Genomic DNA, 18,920 nt, shown 5'->3' with positions numbered 1-18,920 from the left:
TGCGCCCTAAAACACCGGGACGGAAAGGAATCCACCCGCCATGACCACTATCACCTCACCCGAGCTGCGCCAGACCAGCCTGCTCGACCTCCTGCCAGAGCCTGGCACCGTCGTCCCGGCGGTTCGCCGCCTCGGCGCCGCCGCGGTCTCCGGGCCGCTCGAGCTGCCGACGTCCCGAGACACCGGGCTGGGCCAGCCGATCCGGTTCGTCGATCACTTTGCCGGGATCGGCGGCTTCCATCTCGCCCTCGACAGTCTCGGCGCCCAGTGTGTGTTCGCGACCGAGCGCGACCGCTTCGCCCGGACGACCTACCTGAACAACTTCGGGCCACGGTGCCCGGACATGTTTGCCGCGGGCCATTTCGCCCACGACATCGCCGACGTGGACCCCGCCGACGTTCCGGTTCACGACATCGTCACTGCCGGCTTCCCCTGCCAGCCGTTCTCCTTTGCCGGGCGTCAGCGCGGACTCGACGATGAGCGCGGTGTGATGTTTTACCAGCTGGCCCGGCTGATCATGCATACCCGGCCGCGGGCCTTCATCTTCGAAAACGTTGCCGGACTGCGCTTTCACAATCACGGGACGACATTCGCGGCGATCCGCGAGACGATGACCACCCAGCTTGGGTACTCATTTCGCACTGCGGTGCTGCGGGCATGTGACTACGGCCTGCCACAGCTGCGGCCCCGGCTGTTCATGGTGGGCTTCCGCGATCCGTCGATACCGTTTACGTTCCCCGAGCCGACCCCGCTGGGATTCACACTGAGCGATCTCTTCGGTGGCCACTGCGACCGCGAACTGGCCTACACCCTGCTCGCCTCCGGGTTCAACAAGCATGTCGGCCAGAAGTTCAATTTCGATGCCTACCTGGTGGATTCGCGCGAGCACCGGCTGACCGCCCGCGAAGCCGCCACCCTACAGGGCTTCCCGGACGATTTCCTGCTCCCGGCGATACGTGCGCGGGCCCTCGCACAGATCGGCAACGCCGTTGCCGTCCCGGTCGCCACGGCCGTCGCCCGTCAGGTCATCACCGCGCTCCACACCCACGACACCTGCCAGGAGGCTCACTCATGAGCACCGCAACGCCCACCGCCACTCCCGCGCCCACGAAGTACCGCACGATCATGGCCGACCCTCCCTGGGATGTGGAGCAGAAGGGAAAACTGGGGGCGTCCCAGCATTATTCGCTGATGACCTTGCCGCAGATCATGGCCATGCCCGTCGCCGAGCTGGCCGAAGACGACGCGCATCTGTGGTTGTGGGTCACTAATGCGACGCTTCCTGATGGCTACGAGGTCATGAAGCGGTGGGGCTTCACCCCGCGCTCACCACTGACCTGGGTCAAACCGCGCCTCGGGCTGGGCAATTACCTGCGCAACGCCACCGAACACCTCATCCTCGGCACCCGGGGCAAGGCGCCGGTCAAGTTCCGGGCCCAACCGACCTGGATGTTCGCGCCGCTGCAGAACCATTCCCATAAGCCCGAGGAGCAGTACGCCGTGATCGAGCGGATTTCCGAAGGGCCGTACCTGGAACTGTTCGCCCGTCGCCGCCAGCCCGGCTGGGACGCGTGGGGGAACGAGATCGACTCCGACATCACCATTCCCGGGTACCCGGTGCCCTCCGACCGCAGGCAGAACGGAGGCCGGCGATGAGCGGCACCGAACCGACCAAGAACCCACTGGACTGGTTCCGGCGCTTCTGTCTGGTCGTGTTGTTCGGCGCGGTCGCCCTGACCATCGCCGTCGATCTGCTGGCACGGATCTGGGTGTGGCTGTGCATCATCGGGATAGCTGGTGCCGTGGTCTGGATGATCGTGCTCTGGTGGCGGTCGAGGAGTCGGCCATGGTGATGCCCATTCCGGCCTCGCCGCGCCTTCAGACTAATTTCATCTTTCCATCAGCCAGAGGTGGGATGTTGTCAAATCCACACCGTGCATTGACATTTCATGCCGGTAGGCGCATAGAAGAGACAGACGCCCTCCTTTTGGTGTGGGGATGTGCCGCGATCGCTGCCAGTCGCCACACCACCCAGAAAGGAGGACCCCGACGATGAGCCGCTCCCGTCACCCGAAACGCCGGCCCACCCGCGCCTACCGGCGCAACGCCGACCGACGCATCGTCGTCACCGACGACCGCCGCGACCCACCCGATCAGCTACGGCTGGCCCGTGCCCTGCTCCAGCACGTCCGGGAACTCGACGCCGCCCAGGCCGAAGCCGACGCTCGGCGCCAGCAAGCTGATAAGTCCGATGACCACGAACCGGGTTCGGCCACACGATCCCGCACGGCCCGGGAGGAGGGATCGTGATCGGCCGCACCCTACGAATCGAGTGGGTATGGAGCCGAGTGTGGCCGGCCCGGCCACTCGACCCCGCACACCTCACTGGTGCCCTCACGCGGCTGGCTGCAGATCCGTCGAGTCCTTCGATGGTGCTGGAGACGCGCGCCGACGCTGACGGCATCACCTGGCTGCTCGGCACACCGGCCGAGCACGTCCGCTGGGTGCAGCGCACACTGCGAGATCTGCTACCCGGCATCACGATCATGGCTGCCGACGCGGCCGGCCGCGCGCCGGTCGAGTCGGCGCTGGCTCTGCAGGCCACGCCCAGGGTGCTCGGGCTGGGGCAACCACCGCTCGAGGTCACCACCGCGCTGCTCTCGGCGCTGAGTGCGCACCTGTCGGCGGGGGAGGTGATGGTGCTGCAGATCGTGCTCGGACCCCGGATCGCCGGACGCATCGCCAGGGGACCGGTCGCCGACCCCGCGCAACCGATCGGCAGTCTGCTGGCCCGCGGCGTGATGCCAGCGCCTGCATCGGTGCAGCGGGCGATCGCCGAACGAGTTGCCCTGCATGGCTTCCGGGTCAGCCTGCGGATCGCGGCGACTGCCAGCACTACCGAACGGCGGCGGCGAATGATCCTCGGCATCTTCGGCGCACTGGGCCGGGCCCGCCCGGCCGGCGTCCGGCTATCACTGACTGCGCAGCGCCCGGACGCCATCACCGAACCGCGGCTGCCGCGCCGCTGGCCGCTGTCCCTGACGCCCGATGAGCTGACAGGGCTGCTGGCTTGGCCACTCGGCGAGCACGATCTTCCCGGCGTCCCACCGTTGCACCCACGCCAGCTGCTGCCCGTCCGCACACCCACGCCGGAGGGGCGCGATATGGGGGAAACGGCACTGCCCGGCAGCGGCATTCGGGTCGGCGTCAACGCTACCGACGCCCTGATGCACCAGGTGCTGCTCGGCCCGACGGGCTCCGGCAAAAGTAACGTGCTCCTTCTTCAAATCGCGGCCGACATTCGTGCCGGACGGCCCCTGCTCGTCATCGATCCCAAACAACAGCTGATCGACGACATCCTCGACCATGCCGTCGGCGACGACCGCGTCGACGACGTCGTCATCATCTCCCTGGCCGACCCCCACGTCCCCGGATTTAATCCGCTCGATGCTGGTGACCGCGACCCCGATGTCGTCGTCGACAGCCTGCTGGCGGTATTCAAAGCGGTCTTCGCCGACGGCTGGGGCCCGCGGACCGAGGACATTTTCCTGGCCAGCCTGCTCACGCTCGTCCGGGCAGGGCAAGCCATCGGCACACCGTTCACCCTTGTCGATCTCCCGCGTCTGCTAACCGAGGAATCGTTCCGGCTGCGCCTGATCGGCCACGTGGCAGGCGACCCGACGTTGGCCGGATTCTGGGCAACCTACGGCGAGCTGTCGCCTGCCGCTCAGGCCGCGATGATCGCCGCGCCGCTGAACAAGCTGCGCCGCTACCTGATGCGCCCGGCGGTGCGCCGCATGCTCGGGCAGGCCGAGCCGTCGTTCCGGTTACGGGACATTTTCCGGGACAACAAGATCGTCCTCGTTCCTCTCAACGAAGGCCTGATCGGACCGGTCACCGCCCAACTGGTCGGCTCGCTCATCGTCGCCGAAGCCTGGAACGCTACCCAGGAACGCGCCGGTGAAGACCGGCCGACTGACCGGCCCGGATTCGTCGTCGTCGACGAGTGTCAGCGGTTCGTCAACCTCCCGACCTCGTTCGGAGACGCGCTCAGCCAAAGCCGTAGCTATGGCGTCGGCTGGATTCTGGCCCACCAATCCCGTGCCCAGCTGCCAGCAGAACTGCGCGAGAGCATCGACACCAACGCCCGCTCGAAAATCTTCTTCCGCCTCGAAAGCAGCAAAGACGCCAGCGACGCCGCCAAGCTCACCCACGGCCACCTCGCCGCCGAGGACTTCCAGCAACTGCCGCGCCACACCGCCTACGCCCGCATCGTCACCGACGGCGAATCCTCAGGCTGGACCATGATCGCCACCCTGGCACCCCCGCCACCGACCGGGCTGGCCAACCTCATCCGCACGGCCAGCCGCGATCGCTACGGCAGTGCCAGCAGTCCCGCACCCAGCCCGATCCTCACGACTCCCGACCGGGGCAACGTCTCGCCTGTCGGCACTCCACCAGCACCGACAGTTGGCCGCAAACGACGCCAAAAGAAGGGTGACCGCACACCAGAGGCGGAGCAAGCCGAAGGAGGACAGAAATGACGGAGACGATGACTGGTGGTGGCGACCGCAGTGGTCAAGGGCAGCGATGTCCGACCGCTCATCCGGCCACGTTGCTCACCCATTTTCGTTATCGCAGGACATTCCGCCTCAGTCGGCCTTTCCGGGATGGAACTGACCGCTGTTCCAGCGGTCACGCACCGGCCGATCTGGGCTCGCCCGGCACCCGTCACGACGGCAGGCGGAGGCCACCACCATGATGCGGTTGCTCTCCGAGCTGAAAGACAAGCTGTCCGAACGGGACCTGGCCATCCTGCACGACCTTGAGAACTTCCGGCTCCTGACCACCCGCCAGATCCAGCGGCTGCACTTCGCCGACGGCCACCGCACCACCTCGGCCGGTACCCGCGCCTGCACCCGCGTGCTCTCCCGACTGGCAGACCTCGGCCTGATTGCCCACCTGAGCCGGCGCATTGGCGGCGTCCGACAAGGCTCAGCCGCCATGACCTGGCAACTCGCCGCCACCGGCGAACGGCTACTACGGGCGATACACGGTGGTGGTCACCGACGCCGCTTTACCGAACCCACGACGACGTTCGTCGCGCACACGCTCGAGGCCGCCGAACTCGGTGTGCGCCTATGCGAAACTCAACGGACTGGACAGATCGAAGTGACGGAGCTTCACGCTGAACGCCGCGCCTGGCAACGCTTCCTCGGCGCCCACGGCTCCCCTGTCTGGCTACGCCCTGACCTGCGAGCGGTCACCGCCAGCGACGACTTCGAACACCACTGGTTCATCGAGCTGGACCGAGCCACAGAACACACACCGCACCTCGAACGAAAACTCGGCATCTACGCCACCTACTACCGCTCCGGCGCCTACCAAGCCGCGCACGACCTGTTTCCCACCGTTCTGTGGGTCGCACCCACCACCGACCGTCTCCGACAACTGACCCGGCTCACCAGCAGGCTCACACTACCCACCGACGTCTTCCGCTACTGCCTACCGGATGCCTTCATAGACATCGTGATTGCCGAAACCCTTGGCCCCCAAACCGTCCCGCTACCCGGTGTCCTGTCCGCCGACCCACCACACCCATAACCATCACCACCTCAGAAAGGAGGAACCGAGCCCATGCACACACCCGAACACCCCGGCAGCCACGAGCACCCCGGCGACCACCACGACAGCGACGCCACCGGTGAACACGAATCGCCACCACCCGACAACGAGGTACGGCTACGCACTTTGATCGACCGCCACATCGGCGAGGCCATCAGGGAGCGCCGGTCGATCGACCACGAGATCGCCCGGGCCGTCGCCGCCGCAGTCCACGACCTGACCGCGCCGGCGTGCCAGGACCAGCTCCTGCGTTTCATCCTGCTCGGCGCCGACGGAGCACCACAGCTTCGCGAAGAACTCCTGCACCAGCTCGACGCGGGTGACCTGCCTGATCCACTGCCGCGCTGGGCATGCTGGCTGCTGCTGCACCACGCCCACGCCGATCCCGCACTGTCCGAACAACTGCCGACCGATGGCGATGGCCTGCACGTCTACCTCGCCTACATTCGCCCGGACATGCCTGCCCCCGGCGACGCCGATCAACGTCTTGAGGAGTTCGCCGCGATCTACCGCGGCAGCTTTCCCGACGCTGCGGCCGTGGTGCGCGGCATGAGCCCCCTCGACGACTGGGAAACCGCCATCTACGCCGTGGCCGACGAGCAGGGCTGCCGCGACTACGTCCGCTTCGACGAGGCCGCACTCATCCAGCACATCATCAACTCGTGGGACGTCATCCCGTACGGCGGGCGCTACCACGTCTTCGACTGACACCACGAAATCCGTTGCGAGTGAGGTAAATTCCGCATCGCTTGGAGTATCGGCAGAAGAAGTGAAGAGAGTTATAATCCAGACAGATCGGACAGTAATACATTGTCCTGCAACATAATACGAGAAACGGAGGTGAGAAATGACAGACACACGAGACCAGAGCAAGAAGGGCGCGCTCCCCATCGCGTGCTACGCGCGAAGCATCGCCAGCAACCCGGCCACTGCGCAACAAGAGCTCTCCACGCAGCTCGAGCTACTCCATGCCGAGATAACCGCCCGGCACGATTCACCACATTTCATCGACCTCGTCGATGTGGGACAGTCCGCCACTGGAGCGATCCCACCAGGAATCGCAGACCTCCTCCGACTGGCTCACGCCGGCGAAATCCAGCACTGCTACCTAGCAGACAGGGACGCGACACCGACGAATCCAGCACTGCTAACCCTCCTGGCACCACTGCTCGAGCACTACGGCGTCACCACCCATCACCCGCCAGCGCAACCACTTCCGCAAACGACCACGGGAGCACGCGGTGACCACTGAAAAGGAACCACTCGATGCCTAGCGCCTACCTGCCCACCACCGAACGCCGAGCTGCCATCTACGAAGCCGAAGCACCCCTGGAGGACCTTCAGGACGACCCAGCAGATTCGGACGCCATCGCCGGCCTCACCGCACCGCCTGGCACCCGTGCGGTCGTCTACCTGCGCGTGTCCTCCAGCGGACAAGTCAACACCGACTACGACCCCGAGGGCATCTCCATCCCCGCCCAACGCGTCGCATGCGTCCGCAAGGTAGACCAGCTCGGACTCACCATCGTCGGTGAATATGTCGAACCAGGACGGTCAGCCACCGAGATCACCAAACGGATCAAGTTCCAGGAGATGCTCTCCCGCATCCGCCAAGACAAAGACGTCGACTACGTCATCGTGTACAAGCTCTCAAGGTTCGCCCGCAACCGCATCGACGACGCCGTCGTCATGGCCGACCTCCAAAAGCGCGGCGTCACCCTCATCTCGGCTACCGAGCAAATCGACGACACCCCCGTCGGGCAACTCATGCACGGCATCCTCGCCGCTTTCAACGAATACCGCTCCCGCGAAGACGGCGCCGACATCGCCTACAAAATGGGCGAGAAAGCAAGGAAGGGAGGAACTATCGGCAAAGCACCGATCGGATACCTCAACACAATCGACCGGCAAGACGGACGGGAGATCCGATCAATCGAACTGGACCCTGACCGCGCTCCCCTCGTCAAACTCGCCTTCGAGCTCTACGCCGACGGCGCCATGACTATCCAGGACATCGCCGACGAACTCACCACACGAGGATTGACCACCCGACCAACGCTGAGCCGCCCCGCCGGGCCGATCTCCCACACAAAAGTCGCCGCCATGCTCAGAGACCGCTACTACCTTGGACGAGTCAAATACAAAGGCGACGAGTTCCCAGGGCGGCACAAACCACTCATCTCCGAAGAACTCTTCGACCGCGTCCAACTCCTACTCGAAGAGCGCGGGTTCGCTGGTGAACGGCGACGCAAGCTACACCATTACCTGAAGGGCAGTCTGTTCTGCGGCAAATGCCACTCGGCGGGGATCGAAAGACGGATCATCATGCAGAAAGCCGTCGGTCGCCACGGCAAGCTATATCACTACTTCTTCTGCGCCGGCACCCAAGACAACACCTGCGACGCGCCCTACAACAACAAAGACCTTGTTGAAGCCGCGATCGAGGAACATTACAAGACCATCCACTTCAGTCCAGATTTCATCGAAGGACTGCGCACGGTCATGGAAGAACTGCTCGCCGACACCACGGCAGCAACTCGACTGCACCGTAAACAGCTCACCACGCAGCTGAAGTCTCTCGACGTCAAGGAAGAGAACCTGCTCGACCTGGCAGCAGACGGAACGATGGCGACAGCCAAAGTCCAGCGGCGGTTGCGCGAGGTCGCCGAGCAGCGCGGGCGCATCACCGCCCAGCTCGAGGAGGTCCTCGACGACCTTGGGCAAGGCGCCCAGTACATCGACCTCTGCCTCGAACTACTCGCCAATCCGTACCAGCTCTACGCCGGAGCCAGCGACGAGACCCGGCGACGGCTGAACCAGGCCATCTTCAAACATCTCTACATCCACGACGAAGAGATCACCGCCCACGACATCAACAGCCCTCTCGCCGAGCTTCTCGCCGCCGACACCGGCGCTCAGATCGTGAACGCTACTCATGACCTGGACGCAGGCAAAAAGGCCGCATACGCCGCGTACAGAGGCCACAGGGCACAAGACGAAGGCACCGCCCTCCCGGGCGGTGCCACATTGCTGATTGATGACCTACTCGAATCCGTCCACGGACGCTCTGATTCTAGTAAGGCTTCTATGGTGCGCGAGGGGGGACTTGAACCCCCATGTCCTAGGACACTGGAACCTAAATCCAGCGCGTCTGCCAATTCCGCCACTCGCGCGTGCCGAACCAGACTACCGCCCACGTCGGCGATCGACGGAATCGACTGCGATCAGAGCAGCGCCGCAACCTTGAGAGCCGTCTCCTTGGCCGATCCGGGGTTCTGGCCGGTGACGAGGTTTCCGTCGACCACCGCGTACGAGACGAACGGCAGTCGGCCTTTCTCGTACAGGGCGCCGCGCTTCTTCATCTCCGCCTCGGCGTTGTAGGGCACCAGCTTGTTCACTCGCGCGAGCACCTCTTCCTGCCAGGCAAAGCCGGTGACCTTGCGGCCGGCGACGAGGAGGGTGCCGTCGGACAGGGTGGTGTTGAGCAGACCGCAGTAGCCGTGGCAGACCGAGGAGACCACCCCTCCCCGCTCGAAGATTTCACGTGTGATCCGCTGTAGCCCTTCACTTTCGGGAAAGTCGTACATCACCGCGTGGCCGCCGGTGAAGTAGATGGCATCGTAGTTGGCGGAGTCGATCTCGTCGGGTGACGCGGTGGTCTCGAGCAGTTGCATGCGCGCGGGATCGGCATGCCAGGTCTTCGCGGTCTTGTCGTAGTTGGGGAACTTCAGTGATCGCGGCTCCAATGGGACATGGCCGCCGCGCGGGCTGACGATCGTCTGCTCGAAGCCGCGGTCGTCGAAAACCTGCCACGCGTGCGTGAGTTCCGACAGCCACAGGCCGGTCGGGTGGGACGGGTCGTCGTAATGCCCGACGTTGGTGACGACGTTGAGAATGCGAGTCGCCATGAGACACGCTCCTGTGGGTTCGGTTTCGTGCGTCCGCGTTCTGCGGGCGCAATGTATACGGTGCATACATTAGGCGTTCGCGCTCCCCTACGTCAACCGACGCTCGCACCCGCGGGCGGCGAGGCGCTTCGCGAATCGATCTGGATACACTTCGCTTCATGCCCTCTCGTTCGGCTTACCATCACGGCGATCTGCCCGCCACGCTGGTCCGTGCCGCGATCGAACTCGTCGACGCCGAGGGCGCAGACGCCGATCTGTCGCTGCGAGCCGTGGCGCGCCGGGCCGGGGTCTCCACCGGCGCCCCTTATCGCCACTTCGCCGACCGCAACGCGCTGTTGTCCGCGGTGGCTGCGGTGGGCTATCGCGAACTGGCCACCACTCTGCAAGCAGCGCAACGGAATCCGAGTTCGACTCAAGATCTCGCCGATATCGCGGTGGCCTACGTGCATTTCGCCATCGACCGACCCGGCCTGTTCCGAATCATGTTCGGCGGCGTCTGCGACACCGACAACACCGAGCGGGTCGAGGCGGTCGAGGCCATCCACGCCTATCTCCGCGACGTCGTGAAGCGCGCAATCCCCTCGGACACACCGGATGCCACGGCCACCGGCGCGTGGGCGCTGGTGCACGGCCTCGCATTCCTCTTCCTCGACGGCAAGCTCGATTCGTCGACCCCGGACACGATCGACTCGACCATCCGCTCCGTCGTGCTGGCGTCCTTGCGTCACTGACCTCACCCCATCCGGGCCGACGCAGTCAATGTTGACATCGTTCACTTCGCAGGCATACCCTCATGTGAGCAATGCATACATTATGCGCGAGGAGCAACCACATGAGCACCCCCAGCACCACTGATGACACCGTCGACGTCGACCTGGGCGGACGCCTGGTCACGGTTCCGCGAGACGGCATGTTCGACCGCTACCGGATGGACGCGCCACTCGACGAGGTGGCGGCCATGCCCGGCGTGCCCGGCGTCGACTTCTTCCGGACTCTCCCGAAAACGCAGGTGCAGTCACCGATCGGAACCACTCGCACGCCGAACTTCTACTACGCGATGGCCTCGGCTCGGCTCACGATGCTCGCCCCGAGTCGCGCGATCCGCGCTCGCATCCCCAGCGAGCTCGCCCCCCTGGAGATCGCACCCGGCCTCGGACTGGTGTCGGTGATGTTCTTCCGATATGACGTGTGCGACATCGATTTCTACACCGAGGCGGCTGTCGGGGTCGCGGTGCGTCCGGCCCGCCACGGTGGGCGTGGCATTGCCGACCTCGCGTCGGCCCTCGCCAACGATCACCTGCACTCGTATGTGCTCTCGCTACCGGTCAACACCGAGATCGCGCAGGTGCGTGGCCACGACGGATACGGATTTCCCAAGTGGGTCACCGACCTTCAGGTCAGCATCGACTCGACGCGTACCTCGGCACGCATCGCCAACGACGCCGGAGGCACCGACCTCCGGTTCACGGCATCGACTCCCGCGCAAAAGAACTTCACCAGTGGTGCGCGGGTCTCGACCCTCACCTCCTACACCCGGCGCGACGGAGCGTGGCACTCCACGCTCAATCAGACCAACCTCCTGACGACCGGGACATCATTGTTTCCACGGGGTTTCGAGTTGACCGTCGGCGAGGGCCGGATGGCCGACGCTCTGCGTTCCCTCAAGCCACTGCGGACCATCCGCTTCGACGCCACGACGTCGGCGCAGGCCGCGCTGCACATGCCGGTCCCCTTCTCGGTCGGGTCGGCCCGATGAGCCGCACTCCGACGAGCCCCACTCCGACGAGCTCGGTTCCGTCCACCATGCGAGCCATCGTCGTCAACGCTGAAAAGAACCTCACCGTCGCCGACATCCCCACTCCCACACCAGGACCCGACGAGGTACTCGTCCGCGTCGCCGCCGCCGGGATCAACCGCGCCGACCTGATGCAGCGCCAGGGGCTGTATCCACCACCGCCCGGCATCACCGACGTCATGGGCATGGAGATCTCCGGCACCGTCGTCGCGCTCGGTCGAGACGTCGGCCCCGACTCCCCCGCGCTCGGGCAGCAGGTGTGCGCCCTCATCGCCGGTGGCGGGTACGCCGACTACGCCGTCGCCCCGGTGACCCAGGTGCTTTCCGTGCCATCGGCGGTGTCGCTCATCGACGCCGCGGCGCTGCCCGAGGTGGCGAGCACGGTCTGGTCCACGGTTGTCGCCGACGCCGGGCTCCGCGCGGGCGAGCTGTTGCTCGTGCACGGCGGTGGCAGCGGCATCGGCACCCACGCGATCCAGGTGGCCAAGGCGCTCGGAGCTCGCGTCGCGGTGACCGTCGGCTCCGAGTACAAGGCCCAGCGCTGCCGAGCGCTCGGTGCCGACCTCGTGATCAATTACCGCGAACAGGATTTCGCCGCCGAGCTGGCCGGCCGCGCCGATGTGATCCTCGACATCATGGGCGGCAGCTACCTGTCGCGCAACATCGACGCCCTCGCCGTGGGCGGAAGACTGGTGATCATCGGGATGCAGGGCGGCTTCACCGGCGAGGTCAACGTCGCCGCACTGATCGGCAAGCGGGCCCGGATCATCGGACTCAACGTCCGCAACCGTCCCCTGACCGGTCCGGGATCGAAGGCCGAGATCGTGGCGGCGGTGGCGGCCGACGAATGGCCGCTCGTCGAACAAGGCCTCGTCGCGCCGGTGATCTCCGCACGGATTCCGCTCGCCGATGCCGAGCGTGGGCAGGCGCTGCTCGAATCGGCGGACTCCGTCGGGAAGGTCCTCCTGTTGACCGGGCAGTGACCCGCACGGAAGGCGATGTAGACAGAGATCACCCGGACCGCCCGGCAGCTCATCGGCGCAGGCCAGGTACCGTCGTAGGTATGTCCGCGCAGCCCGGCCGTCGACGGCACCGCCCCGCACTCCTGGTGCTGGTGGTGGTTGCCGCGATTGTCTGTCTCGGCCTGGCGTGGTGGCAGTGGGACACCTATGAGGCCGGCGGGACCGGCCAGAACCTGGGTTACGCGTTGCAGTGGCCTGCTTTCGGTTTCGCGTTCCTTTGGGCCTACCGACGGTTCGTCGTCCTGGAGAGCGACCCCGAGGAACTGCAGAGGGCGACCGCGGCCAAGGGGATGACGGAAATCCCCGAGGATCTGCTCCCCGAGCGCGCGAGCACCCCGAGCGCCTCGTCGCTGCGCGAATCGACCGTCGCGGATGACGACGCCGGACTCCGCGAGTACAACAGGTACCTGGCCGAGCTCAGCGCCGCCGATCGTGCACACGGCGACGGACACCTGGCCACCGCCACACCCGATTCATCTGTCAGTGAGGACCGCCGCAAGTGACCCAGACCGCCCAACCCACCGCCACTCCCGTCGAGAAGGTCAAGGGAGCACTCCTGCGATATCGCATCCTCGCGTGGGTCACCGGCTTGTGGCTGCTGCTGCTGGTGGTCGAGCTGATCGTCAAGTACGGCTTCGGCGTCGACTCGTTGGACTTCGTCCCGATCGTGCATGGCTGGGTGTACTTCGTGTACCTGATCATGACCGTGGATCTGGCCATCAAGGTGCGCTGGCCGCTGGGCAAGATCGTGCTGACGGCGATCGCCGGCACGATCCCGTTCCTGTCGTTCTACTTCGAGCACATCCGCACCCGTGAGGTGAAGCGGGAGTACGGCCTCGGCGGTAAGTCGCTGTAGGCCCTGACGCGCCGGCGGTCGCGCCCCGTCGGCATCCATCCCGCGAGCCGCTCAGACCCGTGTTCGCAGCGCGCGTGTCACTTCCTCGGCCGCTCGTTCACCGGCACCGATTGCGCCGTCGAGATACCCGGGGTGCTCACTCGCGGTCTCCGCTCCGGCCCAGTGGACGCGCCCGATTGCCTGCGACGACATCGGCAGCTCATCGTGACCGGCGCCGAGTTGCGGCACGGCAATGTAGCCGCCGCCGACGTGATCGTCGAGGTGCCACGCCTTCTCGTGCCAGTCGACCGGCTCGCGGATGGCATCCCCGAGATGACCGGCGATCCTGCCCAACAGAAGTCGCCGTCGTTCCACCGGATCGAGATCATCGAGGTCATGCGCCTCGGCACCGCCGACGAGCAGGCACAGATGGCCTGGGCCGCCCGGGGGCGAGGTGTCGAAGACGGCGACACCGGGGCGGTCGATGAGGATCATCTCGGCCTCGCCCGACTCCCGCCAGAACGGGGTCGGGTACACCGCAATCGCCTTGTACACCGAGCCCATGAATGTGCCGTGCTCCATCGAGATCCGCCCGGCCGGCAGTGGCGGGTGGTGGGTGATCCGCGCCGCGACCGGCGGCGGTACGGCCACGATGACCTCGCGGGCGCCGATGTCACCCGAGGCGGTGCTAACGACGACGCGGTCATCGGACCGCTCGATCCCGGTGACGACGCAGTTCGTGCGTACCGCCGAGCCGAGATCGTCGACGAGTCGGTCGACGAGATATCCGATCCCTTCGACGACCAGCCCGTCCTGGGCACCCCCCTTCGTCGACAGCATGGTCACCAGACCACCCTGTACGTCGATGAGGCTCATCATGGTCCGCACCGAGAACCGTTGCGGGTCGGCGGTCCACGAGATCGCGGCGACGACCTCGAGCAGTCGTCGGGCGCGCCCGGGTAGGCGGTCGAGCCAGCTCTGCACGCTCGTCGTCGCCCACGTCTGCCGACGTCGCACGCGTCGGCCCGCACTCACTGCGGCGAGACCGAAGACGGCGGCGAGCATCGACGGCGAGGTCACCCGCACACGTCGGGAGCCGTCGGCGAAGCTGGGCATCGTCGGCGTGTGCATCGTGAATCGGGTTGCACCGAGTTCGTCGGCCAGAGCCATCAGCCGGTGGTGATCGTGCCCCACCCATTGACCACCGAGGTCCAGTGGCGAGCCGAGACTCGACGTCACCGAATACGCCCGGCCACCGCATCTGTCGCCGGCCTCGAGTACCAGGACGGCGGCCCCTGATCGCCGAAGTGCGCGGGCAGCGATCAGCCCCGACAGCCCCGCGCCCACCACCACTACATCGACATCGTTGCTCATCGAACTCCTCAGTCAGTCGTATGACTGACTTTAGGGCCGGACGGGCTCGAAAGGCAATGGCGTTTCTCAGCGTGCGGGTCGGATGCCGGCTGCGGTGATCATCGTCTCGACGAAGAACGCCAGATCGCTCTCGGCGCGTTCGTCGTCGGGGTCGCAGACGTATTGCAGGGTCATGCCGTCGATTCCGGCGAGCAGAGTGCGCGCCAGCCGCTCGATCGGCACCGTGGTGGCCTCGCCGGCCCCCTGCGCCGCCCGCTCACACCACTGCACGAGCACGCTGCAATAGCGTTCGTACTGCCACGCGGCGAGGTGCTCCCACCCCGGCTTGCGGAGGCTGTGGTTGAGTAGCTCACCCTGCACGATCTGCAGTCGCACATCGGGTGTCACGAGAGTCGACCAGAACAGTGCGACGCCGTCGCGGATCGCCCTCGCGAGCCCGCCCTTCACCGGCAGGGACTCGGCGAGCAACGCGGCGATCTCCTCCACCACATCCTCGATGACGGCCTTGACCAGCTTTTCCTTGGTGGGGAAGACATATTGCAGGGTTCCGAGAGGTACACCGGCCTCGGCCGCGACGGCGCGAAGTGTCGTGGCGGCCACGCCCTCTCGCGCCATCACCGCCCGGGCCGCGGCGACCGACCGACGGCTCCGTTCCGACGCCTCGACGTAAACCACGGCGGACTCAGTCGGAGGCGGCGAGCGCCGCCAGCGCAGGCACCAACTGCGCCAACGCCTTCCCGCGGTGACTCAGCGAATCCTTCTCCTGCGCCGACAGTTCCGCCGAGGTGCGCCCGGCCGCCGCGGCGTCGTCCGGGACGAACAACGGATCGTAGCCGAAACCGTTGGCGCCGAGACCTTCTCGCAGGATTGTCCCGCGCCACTCGCCGCGCACGACCGTCTCGGTACCGTCGGGCACCACGAGTGCACAGGCCGAGACGAATGCAGCCCCGCGACGTTCGTCGGGAACGTCGGCGATCTGACTCAACAACAGCTCGTTGTTCGCCGCGTCGTCGCCGTGGCGTCCGCTCCAGCGAGCCGAGAGCACTCCCGGCATACCGTTGAGGGCGTCCACCGACAACCCGGAATCGTCGGCCAGACAAGGCAGTCCGGTCGCACGCGCTCCCGAGCGTGCCTTGATGAGCGCGTTCTCCTCGAAGGTTGCACCGGTCTCCGGTTCCTCGGGGTACTCCGGGACCGCGTCGAGTCCCACGACGTCGAGTCCCACGATGCCCGCGGCGCCGACGACGCGTCGCAGCTCCGCCAGCTTCTTGGCGTTGCGGCTGGCCAACAGAACGCGGCGGGGTGTCGAATCAGGAGCGTTCATGCGGTCGGCAACTCGCCCGGGTACGGCTCGTCGAGCACCGCGCGTTGCGCCTCGAAGAGCTTGGCGGTGCCGATCTCGGCGAGATCGAGCAGCTTCTCCAGGGTGGCGCGCGGGAAGGTCGCGCCCTCACCGGTGCCCTGCACCTCCACCAGGGTGCCGGCGTCGGTGGTCACGACGTTCATGTCGACCTCGGCCCGCGAATCCTCCTCGTAGGGCAGATCCAGCCGGACCCGGCCGTCGACCACGCCCACGCTGACCGCGGCGATCATGCACGACAACGGCTGCGGGTCGGAGAGTTTGCCCGCGGCACCCAGCCAGGTCACCGCGTCGGCGAGCGCGACGTACGCACCGGTGATCGCGGCGGTCCGGGTGCCGCCGTCGGCCTGCAACACGTCGCAGTCCAGCGCGATGGTGTTCTCCCCCAGCGCGGCGAGGTCGATGCAGGCACGCAGCGAGCGTCCGATGAGTCGGCTGATCTCGTGGGTGCGGCCTCCGACCTTGCCGGCGACCGATTCGCGGCGAGACCGCTCATGGGTGGCGGCGGGCAGCATCGCATATTCGGCGGTCAGCCACCCCAGGCCCGATCCCCGACGCCACGGCGGTACACCCTCGGTCACGCTGGCGGTGCACAGCACCCGGGTCTGTCCGAATTCCACCAGTACGGATCCGGCCGGATGGGAGGTGAATCCGCGGGTGAAGGTGATCGGTCGGAGTTCGTCGTCGGCCCTGCCGTCAGCGCGTGTCGTCACCCGATCAACTGTAGACACCGAGCGCGGTGACGCCGTCGGGGCGTCAGAAGTGGAAGATCTGTCCTTGCCGGACGAGTTCGACCGGACCGGAGAATGTGCTGCGTGCCTCGGCCATGATCACCGACGCGTCACACCACGGCGCGACATGGGTGATGGCCAAGGCCTTCGCGTTGGCCTTCGCAGCGGCCTCACCGGCCTCGATACCCGACAGGTGAAGATGCTCGGGGCGGTTGCCGGGATCATGGGTCCACGACGCCTCACACAGGAACAGGTCGGCGTCGACGGCGAGATCGATGAGTTCGTCACACGGCCCGGTATCTCCGCTGAAAGCGATCACGTGACCCTCCGGACCGGTGACGCGCAGCCCGTAGGTCTCCGGCGGGTGATCGAGCTTGATCGCGTGGATGTTCATCCCGCCCAGCGTGATCTCCATCCCGTCGGCCCACTCGTGCACGTCGAAGGTGTCGCTGATGTCGTCGATCTCGCCGGGGAATTCCGAGGACGCCGCGCCGATTCGCATCGCCACCCCCGACGGGCCGTAGAGCGGGGCCTTCTCCGGTGCCGGTCCGGGCGGGGCATAGCGGCGCCAGACCATCATCGCCGGCAGATCGAGGCAGTGGTCGGCGTGCATGTGGGAGAGCACGACCGCGATGTTGTCGGGATCGGACACCCGCATCAGCTCGCCGAAGACGCCGGGTCCGCAGTCCATCAGCACGGGTTGCTCGCCGGGCACCGAGAACAGGTAGCCCGAACAGGCTGCACCCGGTCCACCCACACTTCCCGAGCAACCGAGCACCGTGACACGCATAGCCCTACCTTGCCATGCGTGGGCGTCATGGTGGCCGGGTATCCGATCACAAGTCGGTGTGTGAACGACTCCCGCCGGTCACCTCAGATGCGGGCCACCGAGCCGACCGTCGGGCCGAGGAACCGAGTTGACAAGCGCGCGAACGATTCCGGATTTCCCGTGGCCTGAAACACTCGTTCGGCGGCGCGATCGGTGTGCGGGTGCAACATGTCGGAGCGGGTCAATACGGCAAAGAGGTCCTTGGCGGTTTCCTCGGCGCTGGAGACGAGTGTGACCTCGTCGCCCATGGCGAGGGCGATGACGCCCGAGAGCAGCGGGTAGTGGGTGCAGCCGAGCACCACGGTGTCGACGCCCGCGTCCTGCAGCGGCTCGAGGTAGCCCTGCGCCAAGCCTAGGATCTGGCGTCCGCTGGTGATGCCGCGCTCGACGAAGTCGACGAACCGAGGGCAGGCGATCGCGGTGATCTCCGCGTCCCGGGCGGCGGCGAAGGAGTCCTGATAGGCCTGCGAGGCGATGGTGGCCTCGGTCCCGATGACCCCGATACGACCGGTCTTGGTGGCCACCACCGCACGCCGCACAGCCGGCAGGACCACCTCGATCACCGGGATCGGCGCGTACCGCTCGCGGGCGTCGCGCAGACATGCCGCCGACGCGGTGTTGCACGCGATGACGATGGCCTTCACCCCGCGCTCGGCGAGCTCGTCGCCGATGGCCAACGCGTGCTTGCGGATCTGCGGGATGGTCAGCGGCCCGTAGGGGCCGTTGGCGGTGTCGCCGATGTAGACGATGTCCTCGTCGGGGAGCAGGTCGATGATCGCGCGGGCCACGGTGAGCCCGCCGACGCCGGAATCGAAGATGCCGATCGGGGCGTCGGGTCCGGGGGCGACTATTGCGACACCCCCGGCATCGGCGGACCGCCTGCGGCCGCGTTACCCGGAGATCGACGACGCCGGTCGCGGTCGGCGAGGAACCAGGCGGCAAGAACGCCGCCGATGGCCCCGAACAGATGTCCCTGCCACGAGACGGTCGGGTCGGTCGGCAGCACGCCCCACAGCACCGACCCGTAGACGAGCAGCAAGACCAGGCCACCGAGGATCTGCCAGAGGTTGCGATTGAACAATCCACGAACCAGCAGATAGGCGAGCCAGCCAAAGATCACCCCGGAGGCCCCGACGGTCACCGATCCGCTCGGCGCGAACAGCCACACGCCCAGTCCGGAGGTGATCCAGACGACCGCTGTGACGAACAGGAATCGCCGGGCGAGCAGCAACAGGAATCCGAGGACCACCCCGACCGCGAGGTTGGTCCACAAATGGTCCCAGTTGGCGTGCAGGAAGGGCGACCACACGATGCCGTCGAGTCCGTCGATACGACGCGGCTCGATGCCGGCCGAATCGAGGTCGTAATGGGTCGCGGCATCGATGGCCTCGACGATGATCAGGCCGATGACGATGAACACCATGACCAGCGCCGAGCGATG

General features: G+C 66.4%; 22 protein-coding genes, 1 tRNA gene and 1 pseudogene. 13 read left to right on the top strand and 11 right to left on the bottom strand.

Annotated features, from left to right (window positions below; translation table 11 throughout):
• Window positions 1-40 precede the first annotated feature (40 nt).
• The 8 genes and pseudogenes from P3L18_RS25045 to P3L18_RS25010 form a co-directional block, all read left to right on the top strand.
• Window positions 41-1,075 (top strand): DNA cytosine methyltransferase, encoded by a 1,035-nt coding sequence (locus tag P3L18_RS25045; protein ID WP_276115586.1) that lies wholly within the window; start codon window positions 41-43, stop codon window positions 1,073-1,075.
• On the top strand, window positions 1,072-1,656 hold the full coding sequence (locus P3L18_RS25040; RefSeq protein WP_276115585.1) for an MT-A70 family methyltransferase: 585 nt from the start codon (window positions 1,072-1,074) through the stop codon (window positions 1,654-1,656). The genes P3L18_RS25045 and P3L18_RS25040 overlap by 4 nt, the downstream gene beginning before the upstream one ends.
• The gene (locus P3L18_RS25035; RefSeq protein ID WP_276115584.1) at window positions 1,653-1,853 is read left to right on the top strand and encodes a hypothetical protein; all 201 of its coding nucleotides are present in this window, start codon (window positions 1,653-1,655) and stop codon (window positions 1,851-1,853) included. The genes P3L18_RS25040 and P3L18_RS25035 overlap by 4 nt, the downstream gene beginning before the upstream one ends.
• A gap of 199 nt (window positions 1,854-2,052) precedes the next feature.
• Entirely contained in the window at window positions 2,053-2,310 is a 258-nt protein-coding gene (locus P3L18_RS25030) for a hypothetical protein (protein ID WP_006372116.1), read from the top strand.
• A 119-nt stretch (window positions 2,311-2,429) separates the two neighbouring features.
• A complete protein-coding gene (locus P3L18_RS25025) occupies window positions 2,430-4,544 on the top strand; it encodes a type IV secretory system conjugative DNA transfer family protein (protein WP_276115583.1) in 2,115 nt (704 codons plus the stop codon).
• Between the two features lie 223 nt (window positions 4,545-4,767).
• Window positions 4,768-5,604 carry a replication-relaxation family protein gene (locus P3L18_RS25020; protein ID WP_276115582.1) on the top strand — a complete coding sequence of 279 codons (837 nt, stop codon included), beginning with the start codon at window positions 4,768-4,770 and terminating at the stop codon, window positions 5,602-5,604.
• 33 nt (window positions 5,605-5,637) lie between these two features.
• The gene (locus tag P3L18_RS25015; protein WP_276115581.1) at window positions 5,638-6,333 is read left to right on the top strand and encodes a hypothetical protein; all 696 of its coding nucleotides are present in this window, start codon (window positions 5,638-5,640) and stop codon (window positions 6,331-6,333) included.
• Window positions 6,334-6,891: 558 nt separating this feature from the next.
• Window positions 6,892-7,791 (top strand): annotated as a pseudogene (locus P3L18_RS25010) (recombinase family protein); the annotation flags it as partial.
• Window positions 7,792-7,980: 189 nt separating this feature from the next.
• Here P3L18_RS25010 and P3L18_RS25005 read toward each other — a convergent pair.
• From P3L18_RS25005 to P3L18_RS24990, 4 genes are all read right to left on the bottom strand, one after another.
• Window positions 7,981-8,349: a hypothetical protein gene (locus P3L18_RS25005; RefSeq protein ID WP_276115580.1), complete on the bottom strand. Its 369-nt coding sequence runs from the start codon at window positions 8,347-8,349 to the stop codon at window positions 7,981-7,983.
• 30 nt (window positions 8,350-8,379) lie between these two features.
• Window positions 8,380-8,562 (bottom strand): hypothetical protein, encoded by a 183-nt coding sequence (locus tag P3L18_RS25000; protein WP_276115578.1) that lies wholly within the window; start codon window positions 8,560-8,562, stop codon window positions 8,380-8,382.
• A gap of 151 nt (window positions 8,563-8,713) precedes the next feature.
• A tRNA-Leu gene (locus tag P3L18_RS24995) sits at window positions 8,714-8,798 on the bottom strand.
• A gap of 51 nt (window positions 8,799-8,849) precedes the next feature.
• Window positions 8,850-9,533, bottom strand: coding sequence for a type 1 glutamine amidotransferase domain-containing protein (locus tag P3L18_RS24990; RefSeq protein WP_006371547.1), 684 nt, complete (start codon window positions 9,531-9,533; stop codon window positions 8,850-8,852).
• A 158-nt stretch (window positions 9,534-9,691) separates the two neighbouring features.
• On the opposite strand from P3L18_RS24990, the gene P3L18_RS24985 reads away from it, so the two are divergent.
• The 5 genes from P3L18_RS24985 (at window position 9,692) to P3L18_RS24965 (ending at window position 13,206) form a co-directional block, all read left to right on the top strand.
• The gene (locus tag P3L18_RS24985; protein ID WP_276115577.1) at window positions 9,692-10,264 is read left to right on the top strand and encodes a TetR/AcrR family transcriptional regulator; all 573 of its coding nucleotides are present in this window, start codon (window positions 9,692-9,694) and stop codon (window positions 10,262-10,264) included.
• A 101-nt stretch (window positions 10,265-10,365) separates the two neighbouring features.
• Complete coding sequence (locus P3L18_RS24980) at window positions 10,366-11,289, top strand: acetoacetate decarboxylase family protein (RefSeq protein ID WP_020171618.1); 924 nt, start codon at window positions 10,366-10,368, stop codon at window positions 11,287-11,289.
• A 47-nt stretch (window positions 11,290-11,336) separates the two neighbouring features.
• Window positions 11,337-12,311, top strand: a complete 975-nt coding sequence (locus tag P3L18_RS24975; protein WP_020171619.1) for an NAD(P)H-quinone oxidoreductase — start codon at window positions 11,337-11,339, stop codon at window positions 12,309-12,311.
• An 80-nt stretch (window positions 12,312-12,391) separates the two neighbouring features.
• Complete coding sequence (locus tag P3L18_RS24970; RefSeq protein ID WP_006371555.1) at window positions 12,392-12,853, top strand: hypothetical protein; 462 nt, start codon at window positions 12,392-12,394, stop codon at window positions 12,851-12,853.
• On the top strand, window positions 12,850-13,206 hold the full coding sequence (locus P3L18_RS24965) for a DUF3817 domain-containing protein (RefSeq protein ID WP_020171620.1): 357 nt from the start codon (window positions 12,850-12,852) through the stop codon (window positions 13,204-13,206). Before P3L18_RS24970 ends, P3L18_RS24965 begins: the two co-directional genes overlap by 4 nt.
• Before the next feature lie 51 nt (window positions 13,207-13,257).
• On the opposite strand, the gene P3L18_RS24960 is transcribed toward P3L18_RS24965, so the two are convergent.
• The 7 genes from P3L18_RS24960 to P3L18_RS24930 all read right to left on the bottom strand — a co-directional run bounded on the left by P3L18_RS24960 (window position 13,258) and on the right by P3L18_RS24930 (window position 18,902).
• Entirely contained in the window at window positions 13,258-14,559 is a 1,302-nt protein-coding gene (locus tag P3L18_RS24960; protein WP_276115576.1) for an NAD(P)/FAD-dependent oxidoreductase, read from the bottom strand.
• A 66-nt stretch (window positions 14,560-14,625) separates the two neighbouring features.
• A complete protein-coding gene (locus P3L18_RS24955; RefSeq protein WP_014359666.1) occupies window positions 14,626-15,234 on the bottom strand; it encodes a TetR/AcrR family transcriptional regulator in 609 nt (202 codons plus the stop codon).
• A 7-nt stretch (window positions 15,235-15,241) separates the two neighbouring features.
• A complete protein-coding gene (rdgB, locus tag P3L18_RS24950; protein ID WP_276115575.1) occupies window positions 15,242-15,883 on the bottom strand; it encodes an RdgB/HAM1 family non-canonical purine NTP pyrophosphatase in 642 nt (213 codons plus the stop codon).
• Window positions 15,880-16,632 (bottom strand): ribonuclease PH, encoded by a 753-nt coding sequence (rph, locus tag P3L18_RS24945; protein WP_006371563.1) that lies wholly within the window; start codon window positions 16,630-16,632, stop codon window positions 15,880-15,882. Before rph ends, rdgB begins: the two co-directional genes overlap by 4 nt.
• Before the next feature lie 43 nt (window positions 16,633-16,675).
• Entirely contained in the window at window positions 16,676-17,440 is a 765-nt protein-coding gene (locus tag P3L18_RS24940) for a cyclic nucleotide-degrading phosphodiesterase (protein WP_276115574.1), read from the bottom strand.
• An 83-nt stretch (window positions 17,441-17,523) separates the two neighbouring features.
• Window positions 17,524-18,330 (bottom strand): glutamate racemase, encoded by an 807-nt coding sequence (gene murI / locus P3L18_RS24935; RefSeq protein WP_276115608.1) that lies wholly within the window; start codon window positions 18,328-18,330, stop codon window positions 17,524-17,526.
• On the bottom strand, window positions 18,327-18,902 hold the full coding sequence (locus P3L18_RS24930; protein WP_276115573.1) for a rhomboid family intramembrane serine protease: 576 nt from the start codon (window positions 18,900-18,902) through the stop codon (window positions 18,327-18,329). Before P3L18_RS24930 ends, murI begins: the two co-directional genes overlap by 4 nt.
• Window positions 18,903-18,920: the final 18 nt, after the last annotated feature.

The organism is Gordonia sp. N1V (assembly GCF_029269935.1).
GTDB lineage: Bacteria > Actinomycetota > Actinomycetes > Mycobacteriales > Mycobacteriaceae > Gordonia > Gordonia polyisoprenivorans.
The sequence above is the reverse complement of the archived record's forward strand: the minus strand, read 5'-3'. Positions and strand labels throughout refer to the sequence as shown.

Excerpts from the sequence above, each read along its gene's own strand:
- P3L18_RS25040 (WP_276115585.1), top strand. The coding sequence starts at position 1,072 with ATGAGCACCGCAACGCCCACCGCCACTCCCGCGCCCACGAAGTACCGC.
- P3L18_RS24940 (WP_276115574.1), bottom strand. The coding sequence starts at position 17,440 with ATGCGTGTCACGGTGCTCGGTTGCTCGGGAAGTGTGGGTGGACCGGGT.
- rdgB (WP_276115575.1), bottom strand. The coding sequence starts at position 15,883 with ATGAACGCTCCTGATTCGACACCCCGCCGCGTTCTGTTGGCCAGCCGC.
- P3L18_RS25025 (WP_276115583.1), top strand. The coding sequence starts at position 2,430 with ATGGTGCTGGAGACGCGCGCCGACGCTGACGGCATCACCTGGCTGCTC.
- P3L18_RS24970 (WP_006371555.1), top strand. The coding sequence starts at position 12,392 with ATGTCCGCGCAGCCCGGCCGTCGACGGCACCGCCCCGCACTCCTGGTG.
- P3L18_RS25000 (WP_276115578.1), bottom strand. The coding sequence starts at position 8,562 with ATGAGTAGCGTTCACGATCTGAGCGCCGGTGTCGGCGGCGAGAAGCTC.
- P3L18_RS24960 (WP_276115576.1), bottom strand. The coding sequence starts at position 14,559 with ATGAGCAACGATGTCGATGTAGTGGTGGTGGGCGCGGGGCTGTCGGGG.
- P3L18_RS24980 (WP_020171618.1), top strand. The coding sequence starts at position 10,366 with ATGAGCACCCCCAGCACCACTGATGACACCGTCGACGTCGACCTGGGC.
- P3L18_RS24985 (WP_276115577.1), top strand. The coding sequence starts at position 9,692 with ATGCCCTCTCGTTCGGCTTACCATCACGGCGATCTGCCCGCCACGCTG.
- P3L18_RS24930 (WP_276115573.1), bottom strand. The coding sequence starts at position 18,902 with ATGGTGTTCATCGTCATCGGCCTGATCATCGTCGAGGCCATCGATGCC.
- P3L18_RS25030 (WP_006372116.1), top strand. The coding sequence starts at position 2,053 with ATGAGCCGCTCCCGTCACCCGAAACGCCGGCCCACCCGCGCCTACCGG.
- P3L18_RS25035 (WP_276115584.1), top strand. The coding sequence starts at position 1,653 with ATGAGCGGCACCGAACCGACCAAGAACCCACTGGACTGGTTCCGGCGC.
- P3L18_RS24975 (WP_020171619.1), top strand. The coding sequence starts at position 11,337 with ATGCGAGCCATCGTCGTCAACGCTGAAAAGAACCTCACCGTCGCCGAC.
- P3L18_RS25045 (WP_276115586.1), top strand. The coding sequence starts at position 41 with ATGACCACTATCACCTCACCCGAGCTGCGCCAGACCAGCCTGCTCGAC.
- P3L18_RS25015 (WP_276115581.1), top strand. The coding sequence starts at position 5,638 with ATGCACACACCCGAACACCCCGGCAGCCACGAGCACCCCGGCGACCAC.
- P3L18_RS24990 (WP_006371547.1), bottom strand. The coding sequence starts at position 9,533 with ATGGCGACTCGCATTCTCAACGTCGTCACCAACGTCGGGCATTACGAC.